This window comes from Williamsia sp. Y721, assembly GCF_059683565.1.
Map to the genome: position 1 here is coordinate 276,335 of NZ_JCASNH010000003.1, position 15,087 is coordinate 291,421.

Sequence of the window (15,087 nt, forward strand, 5' to 3'; positions counted from 1 at the left end):
ATCGGCTGACCGGAGCAGTTGTCAAGTGTCCAATTCTCTGGACACCTGGCAGATGAACGTGCCACACTCGTGCGGTGACTTCCCCGCACAACTACCGCATCGACGTCGCCGTGGCAGCGGTGGACGCCGCTCGCACGCGGGCTTCAGTCGCTGATTTGGCGCAACGTCAGGTGGTTGCGGCGGCAATTGCGTTGATGCGGGCCGAAGGGCTCAGCGACCGGAAGATCGCGACCGCAATGGGTATCTCGAAATCGTCGATTCGGGCCATGTCTATCGAGCCGGCACCCGATCCTGATCAGCAGCGCGACGTCACACGGCTGGCACACCAGGTTTGGGTCGATGTCGCCGATCTCGCCGGGGAGCGGTTCGTCGTCGACGGCGATGACATCCCGAGTTTTGAACGTATGGCCGCGCACGGTATCGAGCTTGCGTTCCCGGCTTCGCTGGGACGCGCGGACACGACCTCGCGCGAATATGTTCAGATGACCACGGGGCAGCGGATACTCGTTTTCTCCCAGTCGCGATGGAACGGCTTTCCCGACCACTCGGCCGCGTTGGGCTGGGACCACCGGGGAACCTACATCATCCATCGTTGCCCCGGCCTCCATGTCGATGGATGCGCCGAATCGCACACGGTCATGCCGCCGAGTGAACTCGGCCTCGAGGACGGTGTCGAGGTTTACGGATCGGGTTGGGACGACCGCAAACCGACGGCGCACCAGGTCTGGAAGCTCCTCACCGCAGCCATCGAAGAACACTTCGAGGTGTTCGATCCTTCCTATCCAGAACTCGAACTGCGAAGGCGCCCGGGCACGACACCGCGGTACCCGACCCGCGCCGGGAACAGCGGTGTCGCCGCAGACGTGAGCCGACCTTCAACCCGTTGAATATCCGACAGCTGCAACCCAACTCCGAGAAGAGGACATCCGCTCATGGCTACTGAACAAGAATTGATCGCCGGCATAGCCGAGATCATCGAAGAGGTCACCGGTATTGAGCCAGAGGAGATCACCATCGAGAAATCGTTCGTCGACGACCTCGACATCGACTCGTTGTCGATGGTGGAAATCGCCGTGCAAACCGAAGACAAGTATGGCGTCAAGATCCCCGACGAAGACCTCTCCGCTTTGCGCACTGTCGGCGATGCGGTCGCCTATATCCAGAAACTCGAATCAGAGAACGCCGACACTGCGGCGGCTATCCGGGCACGAATCCAGGAACAAGACTGATTGTTTCCAACGGTTTCGCCCGATCAATTCGGGCATACGAATAGCTCGATCTGCATCTCGCCAAGTGTTGAGCCAATTCGAAACATTGGCTGATTTGATCCTGTGCGCGGTTATCGCGCAGGGAATTCTGCCGGCGATTCCGACGTAGTTGATGCATTGTCGATTGTGCTGCCTTCCGTGCAGGGGCGCGGACAGTCAGACGGGGCCGTTGAAGTGTTGCTCGATCCGGAATACGGGATAAGACCCTGCGACACTGCGAAATTCGGATAGCGATGCGGTGCGGGTGACCGGGATGTGGGGCCGGGCTCCGGGCGCCACCTGCAAATAGCGCTGCAGAATCGGCGCTCGTTCATCGACGGGGATTTCGATGAGGCGCACCGGCTCCGTACCGAGCGTCGCCTCGCCATCAGCCGCGCGCACATTGCGCACCCAGTTCGCGTCATCTCCCAACATCGACACCAGATAGCGCGAATCCCCAGAATCGGTGACCACCACCGGCACCGATACGGGTTTGCCGCTGCGTCGGCCGCGAACCACCAGCGTGGCCGCACGCCCCATCGTCAACCAGCCTCGGGCGTACATCCACGCCGACAGCGAGTTCATCGCTCGGGCCAGCGCATGTGGGCGACCACCCCGATACATCCACCTCTTCGGGGCATACCACCACGGTCCACTGCTACGTGCCTGCCTCCGGCTGTCCTCGGTCATCAGCGCCTCCCCAAAAGCTGGTCGTCACAACATGAACTCACTTTCACCCTCGCCCGTCAACCCGTATGTGAGCGGCGTTCGGCTGAGATAATCTCGAAATTGCCGCACGGTCGATCGACTTCCCGGTTCGACCCACGTCGGTGATGGGCCCGAGTGCGAACCGCTTGGGGCGAGTGGCCGGAGCAGTGTGGTCTCGTCTGGATCGGTCTGTTCCGACTTTTGCGCGGATCAGCTTGTGCGCCAAAGGTCTCTTGGGCAACCTCTGATGAGCCCGGTGAGGAGCGCTGAATGTCCGAGCAGGTACAGAGCGTTACGCATACTGCGAGCGTGGCGAAAATTGTCGAGGATCTCGACGTCGATATCGAGCAGGGTCTGTCGAGTGAGGACCAGCGTCGGCGCCTTGCGGACCATGGCGAGAACAGCCTGGATGAAGCCGCCCGCATCCCGACCTGGCGCAGAATTGCCCGATTGCTCGCCGACAAGATGACGGTGGTGCTGATCATCGCCGCGGCGGTCAGCGCTGCCGTCACTCACGAATGGGAGACGCCCGTTGTCATCCTTGCGGTGATCAGTCTGAACACGGTGCTCAATTACGTTCAGGAGACCAGGGCAGAAGGCAACCTGCAGGCCCTCCGGGATTTGTCCGTGGCGGTCTCACGGGTTCGACGCGACGGGCGTGTGCAGAACGTGCCCCGCACCGAGATCGTGCCGGGCGATGTGGTGCTGCTGGAGGCCGGCGACGTCATACCCGCCGACGGTCGGGTGGTCGAGGCCGCCCGATTGCAGGTCGCCGAGTCGGCGTTGACCGGGGAATCGCACCCGGTGGACAAGAGCACTGCGGTGCTTGACGATCCCGATCTGCCCATCGGGGACCGGACCAACATGCTGTTCATGAACACCGAGGTCACCCGCGGACGAGCTACCATGGTTGTGGCCGGCACCGGGATGAACACACAGTTCGGAACCATTGCAGCGCTGCTGCATTCCGCCGGTGCCGACAAGACCCCCTTGCAGCGCCGTATCGATCAGCTGGCCACGCTGCTTACTGTCGTTGCAATTGTTGTGGTCCTGATCGTGTTCGTACTCGGGCTCATTCGAGGTGAATCGTGGTCAGACATGTTGCTGACGGCCGTATCTCTCGCGGTGGCAACGATTCCGGAGGGTCTGACCGCGGTCGTCGCCTTCACACTGGCGATGGGGGCCTCCCGGCTCGCCAAGCGTGGTGCCATCATCAAACAGTTGGCTGCCGTCGAGACACTGGGCAGTACAACGCAGATCGCCACGGACAAGACCGGCACGCTGACTCTCAACGAGATGACGGTGCGTCGCTTCGAGGCCGCCGGTCAAACCTTTCGGGTGACGGGCTCGGGCTACACCACCGAGGGCAAGATCCTGACCGACGGCGAGCGAGCTCTTCCCGATTTCCGCCGTGCGTTCCTGGCGATGTCATTGTGCAACGACGCCAGTGTTTCCGAGGGTGTGCTGGTCGGCGATCCCACCGAAGGCGCACTTGTGGTGCTTGCCGAGAAGGGCGGCGTGGACGTTGTTGGTGCCCACCGGAGCTATCCGCGCGTGGCCGAGGTCCCGTTCGATTCCGACTACAAGTTCATGGCGACGTTCCATGTGCACCAGGATCGTCCCGACGACACCCCTGGGGTTCGCTGTTACGCAAAAGGCGCGCCGGGACCGTTGCTGGCACGCGCGAGCCAGGTGCGCGACATCGATGGTGATCGGGTGCTCACCGATGAAGACCGGACGGCATTGGCGGCGATTGTCGATGAGCTGGCACGAGACGGTCTGCGTACCCTCATGATTGCCGGCAAGACGCTCGAGCGCCTTCCCGAGGATGCAGAAGGATTGTTCGACGCGGTCGACGGTTTGACCGTGTACGCCGTGGTCGGCATCCTCGACCCGCCGCGTCCCGAAGCCCGCGAAGCCATCGAGACGGCGCGGGGGGCCGGCATTGCTGTGCACATGATCACCGGTGATCACCTCACGACGGCATCGACGATTGCCGGTGATCTCGGGATCGTCGGTGAGGCCGTGTCGGGAACTGATCTCGACACGATCGACGACGCCGAACTACGCGAGCGCGCAGCGAGATACGGCGTTCTTGCTCGTGTGGCACCCGAGCACAAGATTCGCTACGTCCGGGCTTTGCAAGAGGCCGGCGAAGTGGTGGCCATGACCGGTGACGGCGTCAACGACGCACCCGCCCTCAAACAAGCCGATATCGGTATCGCCATGGGTATCACCGGCACCGACGTTTCCAAGGGCGCGGCGAAGATGATTCTGACCGACGACAACTTCGCAACAATCATTGCGGCGGTGCAGGAAGGGCGTGGGATCTACGCGAACATCATCAAGTTCGTGAAGTTCCAGCTCACCACTGCGTGGGGCTTTGTGTTGATCTTCCTCACCGCGGGAGTGGCCGGTATCGCCGGTGGGACACCGTTCACGGCGATCCAGATCCTCTGGGTCAACATCATCATGGACGGTCCGCCTGCGCTTGCGCTCGGCGTCGACCCGACCGAACCCGACACGATGCGACAGAAGCCGCGTTCCCCGAGCGAACGACTCCTCAACCGCAACAGACTACTTCGGATTCTTGCCCTGGGAATTGTCATGGCGACGGGCACGATTCTCGTCATCGCCGGGGCCGATGAGATCTTCCCGGAAACTGCCGATGATCCTCTGGTTGATACGACACTGGGGTTCACGACGTTCGTCTTCTATCAGGTCTTCAACCTTCTGAATGTGCGCTCGGATCGGGTCTCCGTGTTCTCGCTGCAGACATTCACCAACCACACGATCTGGTTGTCCCTCGTGGCGATCATCGTCTTGCATATCGCGGTCATCAACGTCGGCGCCCTTCAAGATCTCTTCGACACCACTTTCCTGACCGGCTCCCAGTGGTTCTTCGCAATTGCGGTCGCCTCATCCGTGCTGTGGATCGAAGAGGTCCGAAAAGCCGTGGTGCGGAGGGTCTGGCCGATAGATCGGCGGCCGGCAGCTTGATGGTCGAACGATCTCCGCTCAACTACGGATCAGCGCGCCCAGGCACGCCTGCGCGGTTTCGCGTCAGCCACTTTTTCGGAGGTCAGCCGGGGCAACGCAGATGTCCGCAAGGTCATCGAGCGGCAGGTCGAGGGCGCGGGCCAAGGCCGCAATGGTTGTGAATGCCGGCGTCGGCATCCGGCCGGTCTCGATCTTGCGGAGCGTCTCTGGTGAGATCGCCGCGGCCTGCGCCACTTCGGCGAGGGTGCGATCACCGCGGGCTTGACGCAGATATGCACCCAGGCGCTGACCAGTCGCGAGTTGAGCAGGAGTGAGCGGGAGACGGACCATTCCGCCAGCCTACTCCAGGCCGGTATGAAAATACCGGCGAAACAGCTAGGCTGGTATTTAAATACCGAACATCTGGCCGGTTGGAGAGGAAGCCAATGCTCGAACTGAAGACCCCTCGAGAGATCGAAGCGATGCGCGTCACCGGCGCATTCATCGCCGATTTGCTCGACGACCTCACCGCCCGCGCGAAACCGGGGGTGAACCTGCTCGACCTCGAACACCGCGCCCGCGACCTGATCTCGCAGCGCGGTGCGCAGTCGTGCTATTGGGACTACGCGCCGTCATTCGGGCGAGGCCCGTTCCGCAACGTCATCTGCCTGTCGGTCAATGATGCAGTGCTGCACGGTCTTCCGCATGACTACATACTGCGTGACGCCGACCTGTTGAGCATGGACATCGCGGTGTCGATCGATGGTTGGGTCGCCGACAGCGCGCGCAGTGTGATCGTCGGAGTCCCGCGACCTGAGGACGAGCATCTCATCGAAGCCACGGAACGTGCCCTGGCAGCGGGGATTGCGGCGGCGTTGCCCGGCAACCGCCTGGGCGACATCTCGGCTGCAATCGGTGCCGTGGCCGCCGACTACGGCTACCCGGTCAACACCGAGTTCGGTGGCCACGGTCTGGGGCGCACCATGCACGAAGACCCGCACGTGCCCAACATCGGGCGCGCGGGACGAGGTCTCAAACTGCGCCCAGGGTTGACCCTTGCGCTCGAACCCTGGCTCGCCCGCAGCACCGACAAAATCATCTACGACGAGGACGGGTGGACGATCCGATCCGCTGACGGATCTCGTACCGCCCACAGCGAACACACGATCGCAATCACCGCCGGCGCCCCGCTTGTACTGACGTCCCCGGACCGTTCGTGAGCGCGATGAGTCCCGGATAAATTGCGGGGGAGTGGTTTTCAGCAATGCATCCCGCGGTTGCCGACAGGTGGGCACCTCGGGGACGGGCTCCTCGGACGGTGACCGGTAGACGCCGGGCAGCATGATCGATCCGTTGTCGCATTTGTCGTCGGCCGGTCGGAGGTCACCGGCGCCGCTTTTGTCCAGATATCGCGTCCGACTCCTGAACGGGGTACTGATAGACCCTCCCGCAGCCGAGGCAGCCGACCTACATTCGAATCATCGGCCTCTGTCGAGGTCAACGTGTGGTCACGGTGAGGAGTGTTGGAGATGCCTGCGAACGCGCGAGCGCAGAAGAATCACGATGAGCTCTTTCCAGGGCATGTGTCGACACTGGCGCAGACCGATCCGGAGTTGATCGAGTACTTCGACAACTTCGCTTTCGACGAGGTACTCCAAGACAGTCGCCTCGACATCCGGACCCGACTGATGGTTCAGCTGGCCTCGATGATCGCGGGCCAGGCGCTGCGCGAATACCGAGTGATGCTCGGAGCGGCGCTGACCGTGGGAGTGACACCGGTCGAGGTCAAGGAAATCGTGTATCAAGCAGTGCCGTATGTGGGTATGGCCAAGGTGTTCGACTTCCTTCACGCCACCAACGAGGTGCTGACCGAACGCGGTGTGGAGTTGCCGCTGCCGGGCCAGTCCACAACCTCGCCGGACAATCGCATGGCGAAGGGCTTGGCAGTGCAAAAGGAGATCGTCGGGGCCGACGCCGTCGAGCGCATGTACGCGAACGCACCCAAGGATCAGGCGCATATCCAGAGACTGCTGTCCGCCAACTGCTTCGGCGATCACTACACACGCACCGGAGTCGATGTGCCCACCCGAGAATTACTTACGTTCACGATGCTTGTCGCGCTCGGTGGTTGTGACCCGCAGGTCCAAGGTCATGTTGCCGCGAATCTCAATGTCGGCAACGATCGCCAAACTCTGATCGATGTCCTGACCCAACTCCTACCCTTCATCGGCTATCCCCGAACACTCAACGGTCTTCGCATCGTCGATGAGGTCACGCAGGACAACTAGTCGCCGCACATGGGCGAGGATGAAAGGACCGGCCATGGCTCAGCGCACCTGGCTCATCACCGGAGTCAACAGCGGCTTCGGCCGCGAACTGACCGAACAGCTCCTCGCTGCCGGTGATCGGGTCATCGGGACCGTCCGCGACACCAGCAAGGTCGACGACCTCGTTGCGCAATACCCTCAGACGTTCGTCGCCGAAGTGCTCGATGTCACCGACATTCCGGCCGTTCACGAGGTCGTCGATCGCAGCTTCTCGACGGCCGGTCGGGTCGACGTCATCATCAGCAACGCTGGGTATGGTCTCTTCGGTGCCGCCGAGGAACTCAGTGACGCAGAGATCGACCGTCTGATCGCGACAAATCTCACCGGATCGATCGCGTTCATCCGCTCGGCACTGCCGCACTTTCGTGCGCAGGGAAGTGGGCGCATCATCCAGATGTCCTCGTACGGAGGACAGGTCGCATTCCCCGGCAACTCCATGTACCACGCCACGAAATTTGGGATCGAGGGCTTCGTCGAATCAGTGGCGCAGGAGATCGCCCCTTTCGGCATCGGGACCACAATCGTCGAACCAGGCGGTGCCCGGACCGAGTTCCGCTACGGCAGTGCCAAAGTCGCCACCCTGATGTCGGTCTATGACGACAACCCGGCGCACGGCTTCCTGAAGATGCTCGACCCCGCCAATGGCCTCGCACCGGGCGACCCTGCTCGTATGGCCGCTCGCATCATCGACAGCGTCGACATCGAGCCGGCACCGTTGCGGCTTTTGCTTGGATCGCAGGCACTTGCGATCACGGTGGACACCCTTCGCAAACGTATCGCCGACTACGAGGCACAAGCCGATGTTGCCGCGTCGACCGACTTTCCGCCTGGTGAATGAGCCCGCCTGACAGCGGTTGTCATGCCGAACCCAACGAAGGAACACCGATGAAAACATGGAATATCGAGGACGCCGCCGTCGTCGGCGCACCGGACGAGGTACAGGTCGTTACCTACCGGCCGGATGGTCGCCCGCGCCGACCGACGACCATCTGGATAGTGCGCGACGGTACCGACGTGTTCATTCGTTCAACCAACGGGCGCACCGCGGCCTGGTTCCGCGCCGCGATCACCGCACATAACGGGCAGATAATGGCGCGGCAGAACACCTTTGACGTGATCTTCACCGAAGCCGACGACAAGGATCTCGCGCGGGTCGATGCCGCATACCGCGCCAAGTACGGTCAATACGCTTCGATCGTGGATCACCTCGAAGAAGAAGGGCCGCGGTCAGCGACGCTCCAGGTTCACCCGGTCTGAATCGCAGACCGGCCCAGGCAGCATGGCTTTGTCGCGTAGGTAGCGCTGCTCGACCTGATTGCCCGTCAGGTCGGCTGCCCGGTGGAAAAGTGCGGCGGCTGCGGTGGTCTGGCCGGTTTGTTGGAGGAGATGTGCGCGGACAGCGGGTTCACGTTGGCGGGTGAGTGGATTCTGGTCCAGGTGATGATGTCGGTTGAGATCGTCCAGGAGTGCCAGGCCGCGCTCCGGACCGTATGCGTGGGCGACGGCGACCACGCGGCTGAGTTGGACCGGTGGTGTCGGGGTGAGCCTCTCGAGCCACAGATACAGCATCGCGATCTGGGGCCAGTCGGTCTGGTCCGGGGTCGCGCTTGCGGCGTGTGTCGCGGCGATCGCGGCCTGGAGTTGGTAGGGCCCGGTATGGCCGCGGTCCCAGACACTGTCGAGAAGTGCGGTGCCCTCGTCGATCAGCATGCGGTTCCATCGGGTGCGGTCCTGCCCGTCGAGGGGAATCAGTTCGCCGGCGACCGTGCGCGTGGTGCGGCGGGATTCGGTGAGCAGCATCAGCGCCAGCAGGCCGGCCACTTCGGCGTCCTCGGAAACAGTGGTGTGCAGGGTTCGGGTCAGGCGGATGGCCTCGTGGGTCAGGTCGACGCGGGCGAGTTCGGTGCCTGCCGTGGCGGTGTAGCCCTCGTTGAAGATCAGGTAGAGCACCTGCATGACTGCGGTCATCCGGCGCTCGAGGTCGGCGTCGGTGGGTGGGATGAAGCGGGCTCCCGCTCGGGACAGTTGCTGTTTGGCGCGACTGATCCGCGTGCCCATGGTGGCCTCGGTGACCCCGTAGGCGTGCGCGATCTCGGCGGTGCTCAATCCACCGACCGCCCGTAAGGTGAGCGCGACCTGCGAAGTGTGACCGAGTGCGGGATGGCAGCAGAGCAGCAGCAGGGTGAGACTGTCGTCGGCCGGCGTGGTCTGCGCCGCCCGAGTGTGGTGCTGCATGGCCAGTTCCGCGGCACCGACCTCCAGCTCGCGGCGACGGCGAGCCCCCTCGGAACGCAGCAGGTCGACCATCCGCCGATAGCCGATCCGGATGAGCCAGCTACGTGGGTTTTCCGGTACGCCCTGGGTCGGCCAGGTCTGGCTCGCGGCCAGCAACGCCTCCTGCACCGCGTCTTCGGCGATGTCGAAGCGCCCGAAACGGCGCACCAGTGCACCGAGAACCTGTGGAGCCTCGGCACGCAGCAGGTCCTCGGTTTCGGGGTTCACGCGGTGAAGTCCTCGCCCATCACCGGCCGGATCTCGATGGGCTCGCCGAGCGCCTCGACGATGCGCGCGACGATCTCGACGGCGCGTTCATGGCCGGCCACATCGATCACGGCAAAGCTGGCCAGCACCTCCTTCAACTCGGCGAACGGGCCGTCGGTCGCCACCACACCGTCGGCAGTCTTCCGAACAGTGGTGCTGACCGCCGGATGACCGAGGCCTTCGCTGCTGACGAACTCACCAGAGGCGATCAACTCCTCTTCGAGGCGTTGATAGGTCGCAAACGCGGACAGCGCTTCCTCCGAAGGGGTTTCGGCAGTCGCGGCATCCCAAGCCGTGGCCGGGGTGTAGCCGAGCAACAGGTATTTCACGATGCATCCTCCAAATAGTTGGGAATTTGTCACGTTAATCGGGTTCGGGTGGTCTGACGTCGATCTCCGCTGCGAGTCGTCTCTGCTACCTCGGAGCCGACCTCCGGTTCTCGACCATCCAGAGCGTGTGATTCAGATCTCATGTCCTGATGTCGAAGTTCGGATCGCAGCTCCGAGGTAGCAGTGAACAACCCACATAGGAGGAATGAAATGAACGAAACCCAACCACAGCCGAGCCCCGAACTCCAGAACCTGGACCGCCTGGTCGGAAACTGGAAGGTCAGCGGCGGCGCCGAAGGCACGGTTCGCTACGAGTGGATGCCCGGCCGATTCTTTCTGCTTCAGCACGTCGATCTCCTCCAGTTCGGCGAACCGGTCACCGGCATCGAAGTGATCGGCAACCTGCGCCCATTCGGCGAACCGACCGGCACCGACGTCGTGTCGCGGTACTACGACTCGCTCGGCAACACCCTCGACTACGTCTATGAACTGACCGGCGACGTACTCACCATCTGGGGCGGCGCCAAAGGCAGTCCGGCCTATTTCCGAGGTACCTTCGACGCCGATGGCAACACCGTCACCGGCGAATGGGTCTACCCAGGAGGGGGTGGATACATCTCGAATATGACCCGCATCTGAACCCGGATCCTGGGTACTCGATGCGGCCAAGGGCTGTCGGGTACCCAGGATCTCGGATTTCGGTTGCCCGGTGGGTCACGATCGGTGACACTTCCGATCAGGCTGCTCGACTGGATATTTCGTCGACAACGGATCGCCATCTACCGGAGGTTGCCAATGACATCGCCGATCGACTCCGTCCCGGACTTGCGCGCATTTGCCGGGTCGTGGACCTTGGACCCCGCTAGCACCTCGATAACCTTCCGCGCCAAGGGTTTGTGGCTGTTCACGGTCACGGGCACGTTTGATTCCGTCGAAGGCACCGGAACGGTCGGCGACGATGGGAACGTGACCGGAACGCTGGTGGTCGATGCCACCTCTGTGAACTCCAAGAACCGGCAACGGGACGAGCATTTGCGCTCTGCGGACTTCTTCGACGTCCGGACATATCCCACCATCACCTTCGTCGCTACGCAGGTGCGGCCCGGCGATGGGGGACAGGTTGATGTCATCGGCGATCTGACCGTCCACGGTCAAACACGTCCGTTGACCGTCCCGGCTCATGTGGTCGCGGTGGATGACAGCGCGACAGTCGCCGCCCAAGTGCGCCTCGACCGTAGCGATTGGGGACTGACCTACACGAAGAAGGGCTCACGCCTGGCCACTCACCTGGTGATTGAGGCCTCCTTCGTCAAACTCTGAGCACCAGGCACCTTCTCGGAGGAGACCTTTTCTGAGTACCGGTAGACGGCAACGCAGAGTACCGGCACCTAGCAGTACCACTTGGCGGAGCTGCACGGTTTGCGTCTTCTCGGCACGGGGTACCGACGTGGGGAGTGATTGTGCCGCTTCTGGCTCAATGCGCATCGTCGGGCCGACAGTAAGGACAACTCACACATGGGTGAGCGGAAACCGAGGCTTTCGGGCGACCAATCGGAGAACGCCGGCGACGCCAGTGGTGGCGATCAGCGCACTCCGCTGATAGAACCGCCGCGAATGCGAACCGAAGACGACCGTGCGGCAACGAGGCTCGAGCTCTTTTTCGACCTTGCGTATGTGTTGGTCATCCATCAGCTGGCGCTGGCACTGAAGGATGATCTCGGGTGGCACGGTGTGGCCGTCTTTGCCGGTCTGTTCGTGGTCACGTGGTGGTCGTGGGTGACCACCACGCTGTACGCAAACCGGTTCGACACCAACGACATCGTGTATCGCGTGCTGAAACTGGCTGCCACCTTTGCGATTGCGGTGATGGCGGCCAGCGCGTCCACCGCCGTCGGGGGTGACGGGACCGTGGCGTTTGGCGTCGGCTACATCGCGACCCGCGTGATCCTCGCCGTTCTGTACCTACGCGCGTGGCGGCACATCAGCGAAGTGCGGGTCACGATCAATCTGTATTTCGCGGCGACAGTCATCAGTGCGGTCATCTGGACGGTCTCGCTGTTCACTCCTTCGCCAACCACCTACATCTTGTGGGCGGTCGGTATCGCGATAGAGGCCATGGCACCATTCGCGGCCACCCGGTGGGGCCCGGACGTGCCGTTGCACCTCGAACATCTACCGGAGCGCTTCGGCCTCTTTGTGATTCTGGTTCTCGGCGAGTCCATCTCGGCCATCGTGCTGGGGATGCATGAGACCCATTGGGCCTGGTCGTCCTTGTTGGTGGCCGCGTTGGGGTTCACCATTGCCGCAGCTGTCTGGTGGATGTACTTCGATATCGGTGGTGCGGAGGCGAAGACCGAGATACAGGATGACGACAGCGCTGTCGGCAGTGGCCGCGCCGATGGCTACATCTACGGACACCTGCCAATCACGTTGGGTGCGGCCCTGCTTGGTGTCGGCATCGAGCAATATGTCCTGCATCCGGTCGGTGAACTCACTGCTGCCGGACGTTGGGTCCTGTGCGGTGGGCTGGCGTTGTTCATCGTCGGGGTGTGCGCCATCCTCGGGTGGAGTTCGGGCAACTGGCGCATGTTCATCCCGTGGCCGGCACTGGCAATTCCTGTCGTGCTCATCGTGGGACTCGTCGACAACGCACTTCCATTCGCATCGGCGATCGTTCTCGCGGTCGGCGCAATCCTTGCGGTGGTCACCGGTATTGTCCGGCGGCGCAGAAGTCCAGTCGAGACGACCGAGACCTGACGAATCGCTCAAACCTCGAGATGTGTAGCCCCGGGACGTCGCGGGTATCCGAGGAACGACCCGGGAGAGTCACGGGAACGCGAGTCGAAAAGGGGCAGACATGGCGAAATATCGAGTGCTCAATCCTGACGAGGACGTCATCGACGAGGTCGAGTTCAACAACGCTGAAGACGCCTACGAATGGTTCAAGAATCGTGAGGTTCCATCGGGCCAGTTGGGGTTCCGCATGGAGGTCGACGTGGATGGAGACTGGCGATTCTTCGATCAGACCGACGGAACCAAGTCGCGCGAATGAACCGCTGACGCATAGGAATCACACTGCTGCATCCAACGGCATTTGCTGATGGATGCAGCAGTGTTATCCACGGGTGATTGCCCGCGATTGTGGCTCAGGTATTGGCATCGTGAGCTTCCGTGTCCAGCCGCCCGTGCAGACAGCCTGAACGCAACCGTCACATCAATTCGAGTCCGGTGAGGAGATCGTCTGCGCGCCACTTCTGCAGAATGCTGTAGTACGCATTGGCGCCTCGGCCAAAGTTTGGGGACGCACCTGATCGGACGTTGCCCTCATTGTTGAAATAGCCAGGGGTACAGTCTCTCCGGTATTCGACGGCTGCCGGGGGCGTCTGGCCGAGTACATCAAGCCAGTACTCCTCAGCGGCTACCGTGGCGTCCACGCGCTGCGCATTTCTGGCCCTGGCCGTGGCGATGACATACGCGATGTGCCGACCCATCTCGATCACGCTGCTCGTCCAATTGTAAGCCGGAGCAACCTGGCCGGGTCCGTGGAGGAACAGATTCGGGAAGCCGTGCACCTGCATACCGTGGAACGTTCGGACGCCCTTGCCCCAGTACTCGGTCATGCGGATTCCGTTCACGCCGACCGGATCAACGCCCCAGGCTTTCAGTAGTCCGCGGCCGATGTCGAAGCCGGTGGCGAGGATCAAGCAGTCGAGTTGATATTCACGTCCGCCGGCAACAACTCCGGTGGCCGTCGCCCTTTCAACACCCGCGCCCTTGGTGTCGACCAGGGTGACATTCGGCCTGTTGAAAGGCTCCAGGTAATTGTCGTGGAACGAGGTCCGTTTGCAGAGCATCCGGAAGTGTGGCATCAGCGCGGCGGCCGTCTCGGGGTCCTTCACGATGCCGGCGATCCGGGCGCGGGCGACCTCCATCGCGGCCAGATCGTCAAGCTCGGCCTGCTTGAGTTCCTCGCTGTCTCCGAACATCCCCCGGTTGTGGCTCGCCATAACCGGAAACACGGTGTGGCTCCACGCGTCGTCGATGAGGTCATCCGCGGTCTCGTCTACGGTCTGCTCGTTGAACGAAAACATATGGCGGTCTTGCCAACCGGGTTCCAGTTTCGCGACCCAGTCCGGGTCCGTGGGTCGGTTGTCCCGCGGAAGCACGACAACTGGTGTTCGCTGAAAGACGGACAAGTGCTGTGCTGCCTCCGCCAACGGCGATACAAGTTGCAGCCCAGTAGCTCCCGTGCCGATCAATCCGACGCGTTTGTCCGCCAACTCCGGAAGTCCGCCACCGGTGGGCCCTGGCTGTCCACCGGTGTAGGCGTAGTCCCAGCGACTCGAGTGGAACAATGCACCGCGGAAGTCTTCGAGACCGGGAATGTCTGGCAATTTGGGCCGCTGCAACGCTCCTCCCGCCAAGATCACGAATTGCGCCTTGATGACGTCTCCGCGATTGGTGTGGATCGTCCACCGTCCGTCCGCGTCGTCCCATACCGCGTCCACGACTTCGGTCTGGAAGTATGCGTCACGGTAGAGGTCGTACTTTCGGGCGATCGACCGGCAGTGTTCGAGGATTTCCGGCTGATAGGCGTATCTTTCGGTCGGGATGTAGCCCATCTCTTCCAGGAGTGGCAGATAGATGTAGGACAGGACATCGCATTGTGCCGCCGGGTATCGGTTCCAATACCAGGTTCCGCCAACGTCGCCCGCGTTATCGATCATGCGGATCCGATCCACACCCTCCTTTCGCAACATCGCCCCCAGTGCAAGTCCAGACAGACCTGCACCCATCAGCACGACATCGACCTCATCGTCCACCGCAGCCCGGTCGATCGGCTGCGCCCACGGATCCACCGAATCCTCGACATAGTGATACTGACCGGTTCCCTCGGGGCGAAGCCGTCGCGCTCGCTCCTCGGCGTAACGCTTCCGGATGTTGTCAAGGTCCATC

General features: G+C 62.3%; 16 protein-coding genes. 11 read left to right on the forward strand and 5 right to left on the reverse strand.

Annotated features, from left to right (window positions below; translation table 11 throughout):
* Positions 1 to 74: 74 nt before the first annotated feature.
* Both AC56PL_RS15950 and acpM read left to right on the forward strand, forming a co-directional pair.
* Positions 75 to 887: a hypothetical protein gene (locus AC56PL_RS15950; RefSeq protein WP_497154468.1), complete on the forward strand. Its 813-nt coding sequence runs from the start codon at positions 75 to 77 to the stop codon at positions 885 to 887.
* 45 nt (positions 888 to 932) lie between these two features.
* Positions 933 to 1,229: a meromycolate extension acyl carrier protein AcpM gene (gene acpM / locus AC56PL_RS15955; protein ID WP_495516339.1), complete on the forward strand. Its 297-nt coding sequence runs from the start codon at positions 933 to 935 to the stop codon at positions 1,227 to 1,229.
* 195 nt (positions 1,230 to 1,424) lie between these two features.
* Here the strand turns inward: acpM and AC56PL_RS15960 are convergent, their stop codons facing one another.
* Positions 1,425 to 1,937, reverse strand: a complete 513-nt coding sequence (locus AC56PL_RS15960; RefSeq protein WP_495516340.1) for a nitroreductase/quinone reductase family protein — start codon at positions 1,935 to 1,937, stop codon at positions 1,425 to 1,427.
* Between the two features lie 288 nt (positions 1,938 to 2,225).
* Between AC56PL_RS15960 and AC56PL_RS15965 the strand changes: the two genes are divergently transcribed.
* Positions 2,226 to 4,955 (forward strand): cation-translocating P-type ATPase, encoded by a 2,730-nt coding sequence (locus tag AC56PL_RS15965; RefSeq protein ID WP_497154469.1) that lies wholly within the window; start codon positions 2,226 to 2,228, stop codon positions 4,953 to 4,955.
* 63 nt (positions 4,956 to 5,018) lie between these two features.
* Here the strand turns inward: AC56PL_RS15965 and AC56PL_RS15970 are convergent, their stop codons facing one another.
* Positions 5,019 to 5,285: a helix-turn-helix domain-containing protein gene (locus AC56PL_RS15970; RefSeq protein ID WP_495516342.1), complete on the reverse strand. Its 267-nt coding sequence runs from the start codon at positions 5,283 to 5,285 to the stop codon at positions 5,019 to 5,021.
* Positions 5,286 to 5,380: 95 nt separating this feature from the next.
* Here AC56PL_RS15970 and map point away from each other — a divergent pair, with 95 nt between their 5' ends.
* The 4 genes from map to AC56PL_RS15990 all read left to right on the forward strand — a co-directional run bounded on the left by map (position 5,381) and on the right by AC56PL_RS15990 (position 8,518).
* Positions 5,381 to 6,154, forward strand: coding sequence for a type I methionyl aminopeptidase (gene map, locus AC56PL_RS15975; protein ID WP_497154470.1), 774 nt, complete (start codon positions 5,381 to 5,383; stop codon positions 6,152 to 6,154).
* Between the two features lie 309 nt (positions 6,155 to 6,463).
* Positions 6,464 to 7,222, forward strand: coding sequence for a carboxymuconolactone decarboxylase family protein (locus AC56PL_RS15980; protein WP_495516344.1), 759 nt, complete (start codon positions 6,464 to 6,466; stop codon positions 7,220 to 7,222).
* 34 nt (positions 7,223 to 7,256) lie between these two features.
* Positions 7,257 to 8,099, forward strand: a complete 843-nt coding sequence (locus AC56PL_RS15985) for an SDR family oxidoreductase (protein WP_497154471.1) — start codon at positions 7,257 to 7,259, stop codon at positions 8,097 to 8,099.
* Between the two features lie 47 nt (positions 8,100 to 8,146).
* Entirely contained in the window at positions 8,147 to 8,518 is a 372-nt protein-coding gene (locus AC56PL_RS15990) for a DUF2255 family protein (protein WP_497154472.1), read from the forward strand.
* Here AC56PL_RS15990 and AC56PL_RS15995 read toward each other — a convergent pair.
* On the reverse strand, positions 8,489 to 9,763 hold the full coding sequence (locus tag AC56PL_RS15995; RefSeq protein ID WP_497154473.1) for an RNA polymerase sigma factor: 1,275 nt from the start codon (positions 9,761 to 9,763) through the stop codon (positions 8,489 to 8,491). The two genes, AC56PL_RS15990 and AC56PL_RS15995, sit on opposite strands and share 30 nt — an antisense overlap.
* Entirely contained in the window at positions 9,760 to 10,131 is a 372-nt protein-coding gene (locus tag AC56PL_RS16000) for a YciI family protein (RefSeq protein ID WP_495516348.1), read from the reverse strand. Before AC56PL_RS16000 ends, AC56PL_RS15995 begins: the two co-directional genes overlap by 4 nt.
* 210 nt (positions 10,132 to 10,341) lie before the next feature.
* Between AC56PL_RS16000 and AC56PL_RS16005 the strand changes: the two genes are divergently transcribed.
* The 4 genes from AC56PL_RS16005 (at position 10,342) to AC56PL_RS16020 (ending at position 13,183) form a co-directional block, all read left to right on the forward strand.
* Positions 10,342 to 10,770, forward strand: a complete 429-nt coding sequence (locus AC56PL_RS16005) for a hypothetical protein (RefSeq protein WP_495516349.1) — start codon at positions 10,342 to 10,344, stop codon at positions 10,768 to 10,770.
* A gap of 156 nt (positions 10,771 to 10,926) precedes the next feature.
* Entirely contained in the window at positions 10,927 to 11,451 is a 525-nt protein-coding gene (locus AC56PL_RS16010; protein WP_495516350.1) for a YceI family protein, read from the forward strand.
* A gap of 195 nt (positions 11,452 to 11,646) precedes the next feature.
* Positions 11,647 to 12,888 (forward strand): low temperature requirement protein A, encoded by a 1,242-nt coding sequence (locus tag AC56PL_RS16015; RefSeq protein WP_497154474.1) that lies wholly within the window; start codon positions 11,647 to 11,649, stop codon positions 12,886 to 12,888.
* 100 nt (positions 12,889 to 12,988) lie between these two features.
* Positions 12,989 to 13,183: a hypothetical protein gene (locus AC56PL_RS16020; protein WP_495516352.1), complete on the forward strand. Its 195-nt coding sequence runs from the start codon at positions 12,989 to 12,991 to the stop codon at positions 13,181 to 13,183.
* Positions 13,184 to 13,340: 157 nt separating this feature from the next.
* Here AC56PL_RS16020 and AC56PL_RS16025 read toward each other — a convergent pair whose 3' ends face one another.
* Positions 13,341 to 15,086, reverse strand: coding sequence for a flavin-containing monooxygenase (locus AC56PL_RS16025; protein WP_497154475.1), 1,746 nt, complete (start codon positions 15,084 to 15,086; stop codon positions 13,341 to 13,343).
* Between the last annotated feature and the right edge of the window lies 1 nt (position 15,087).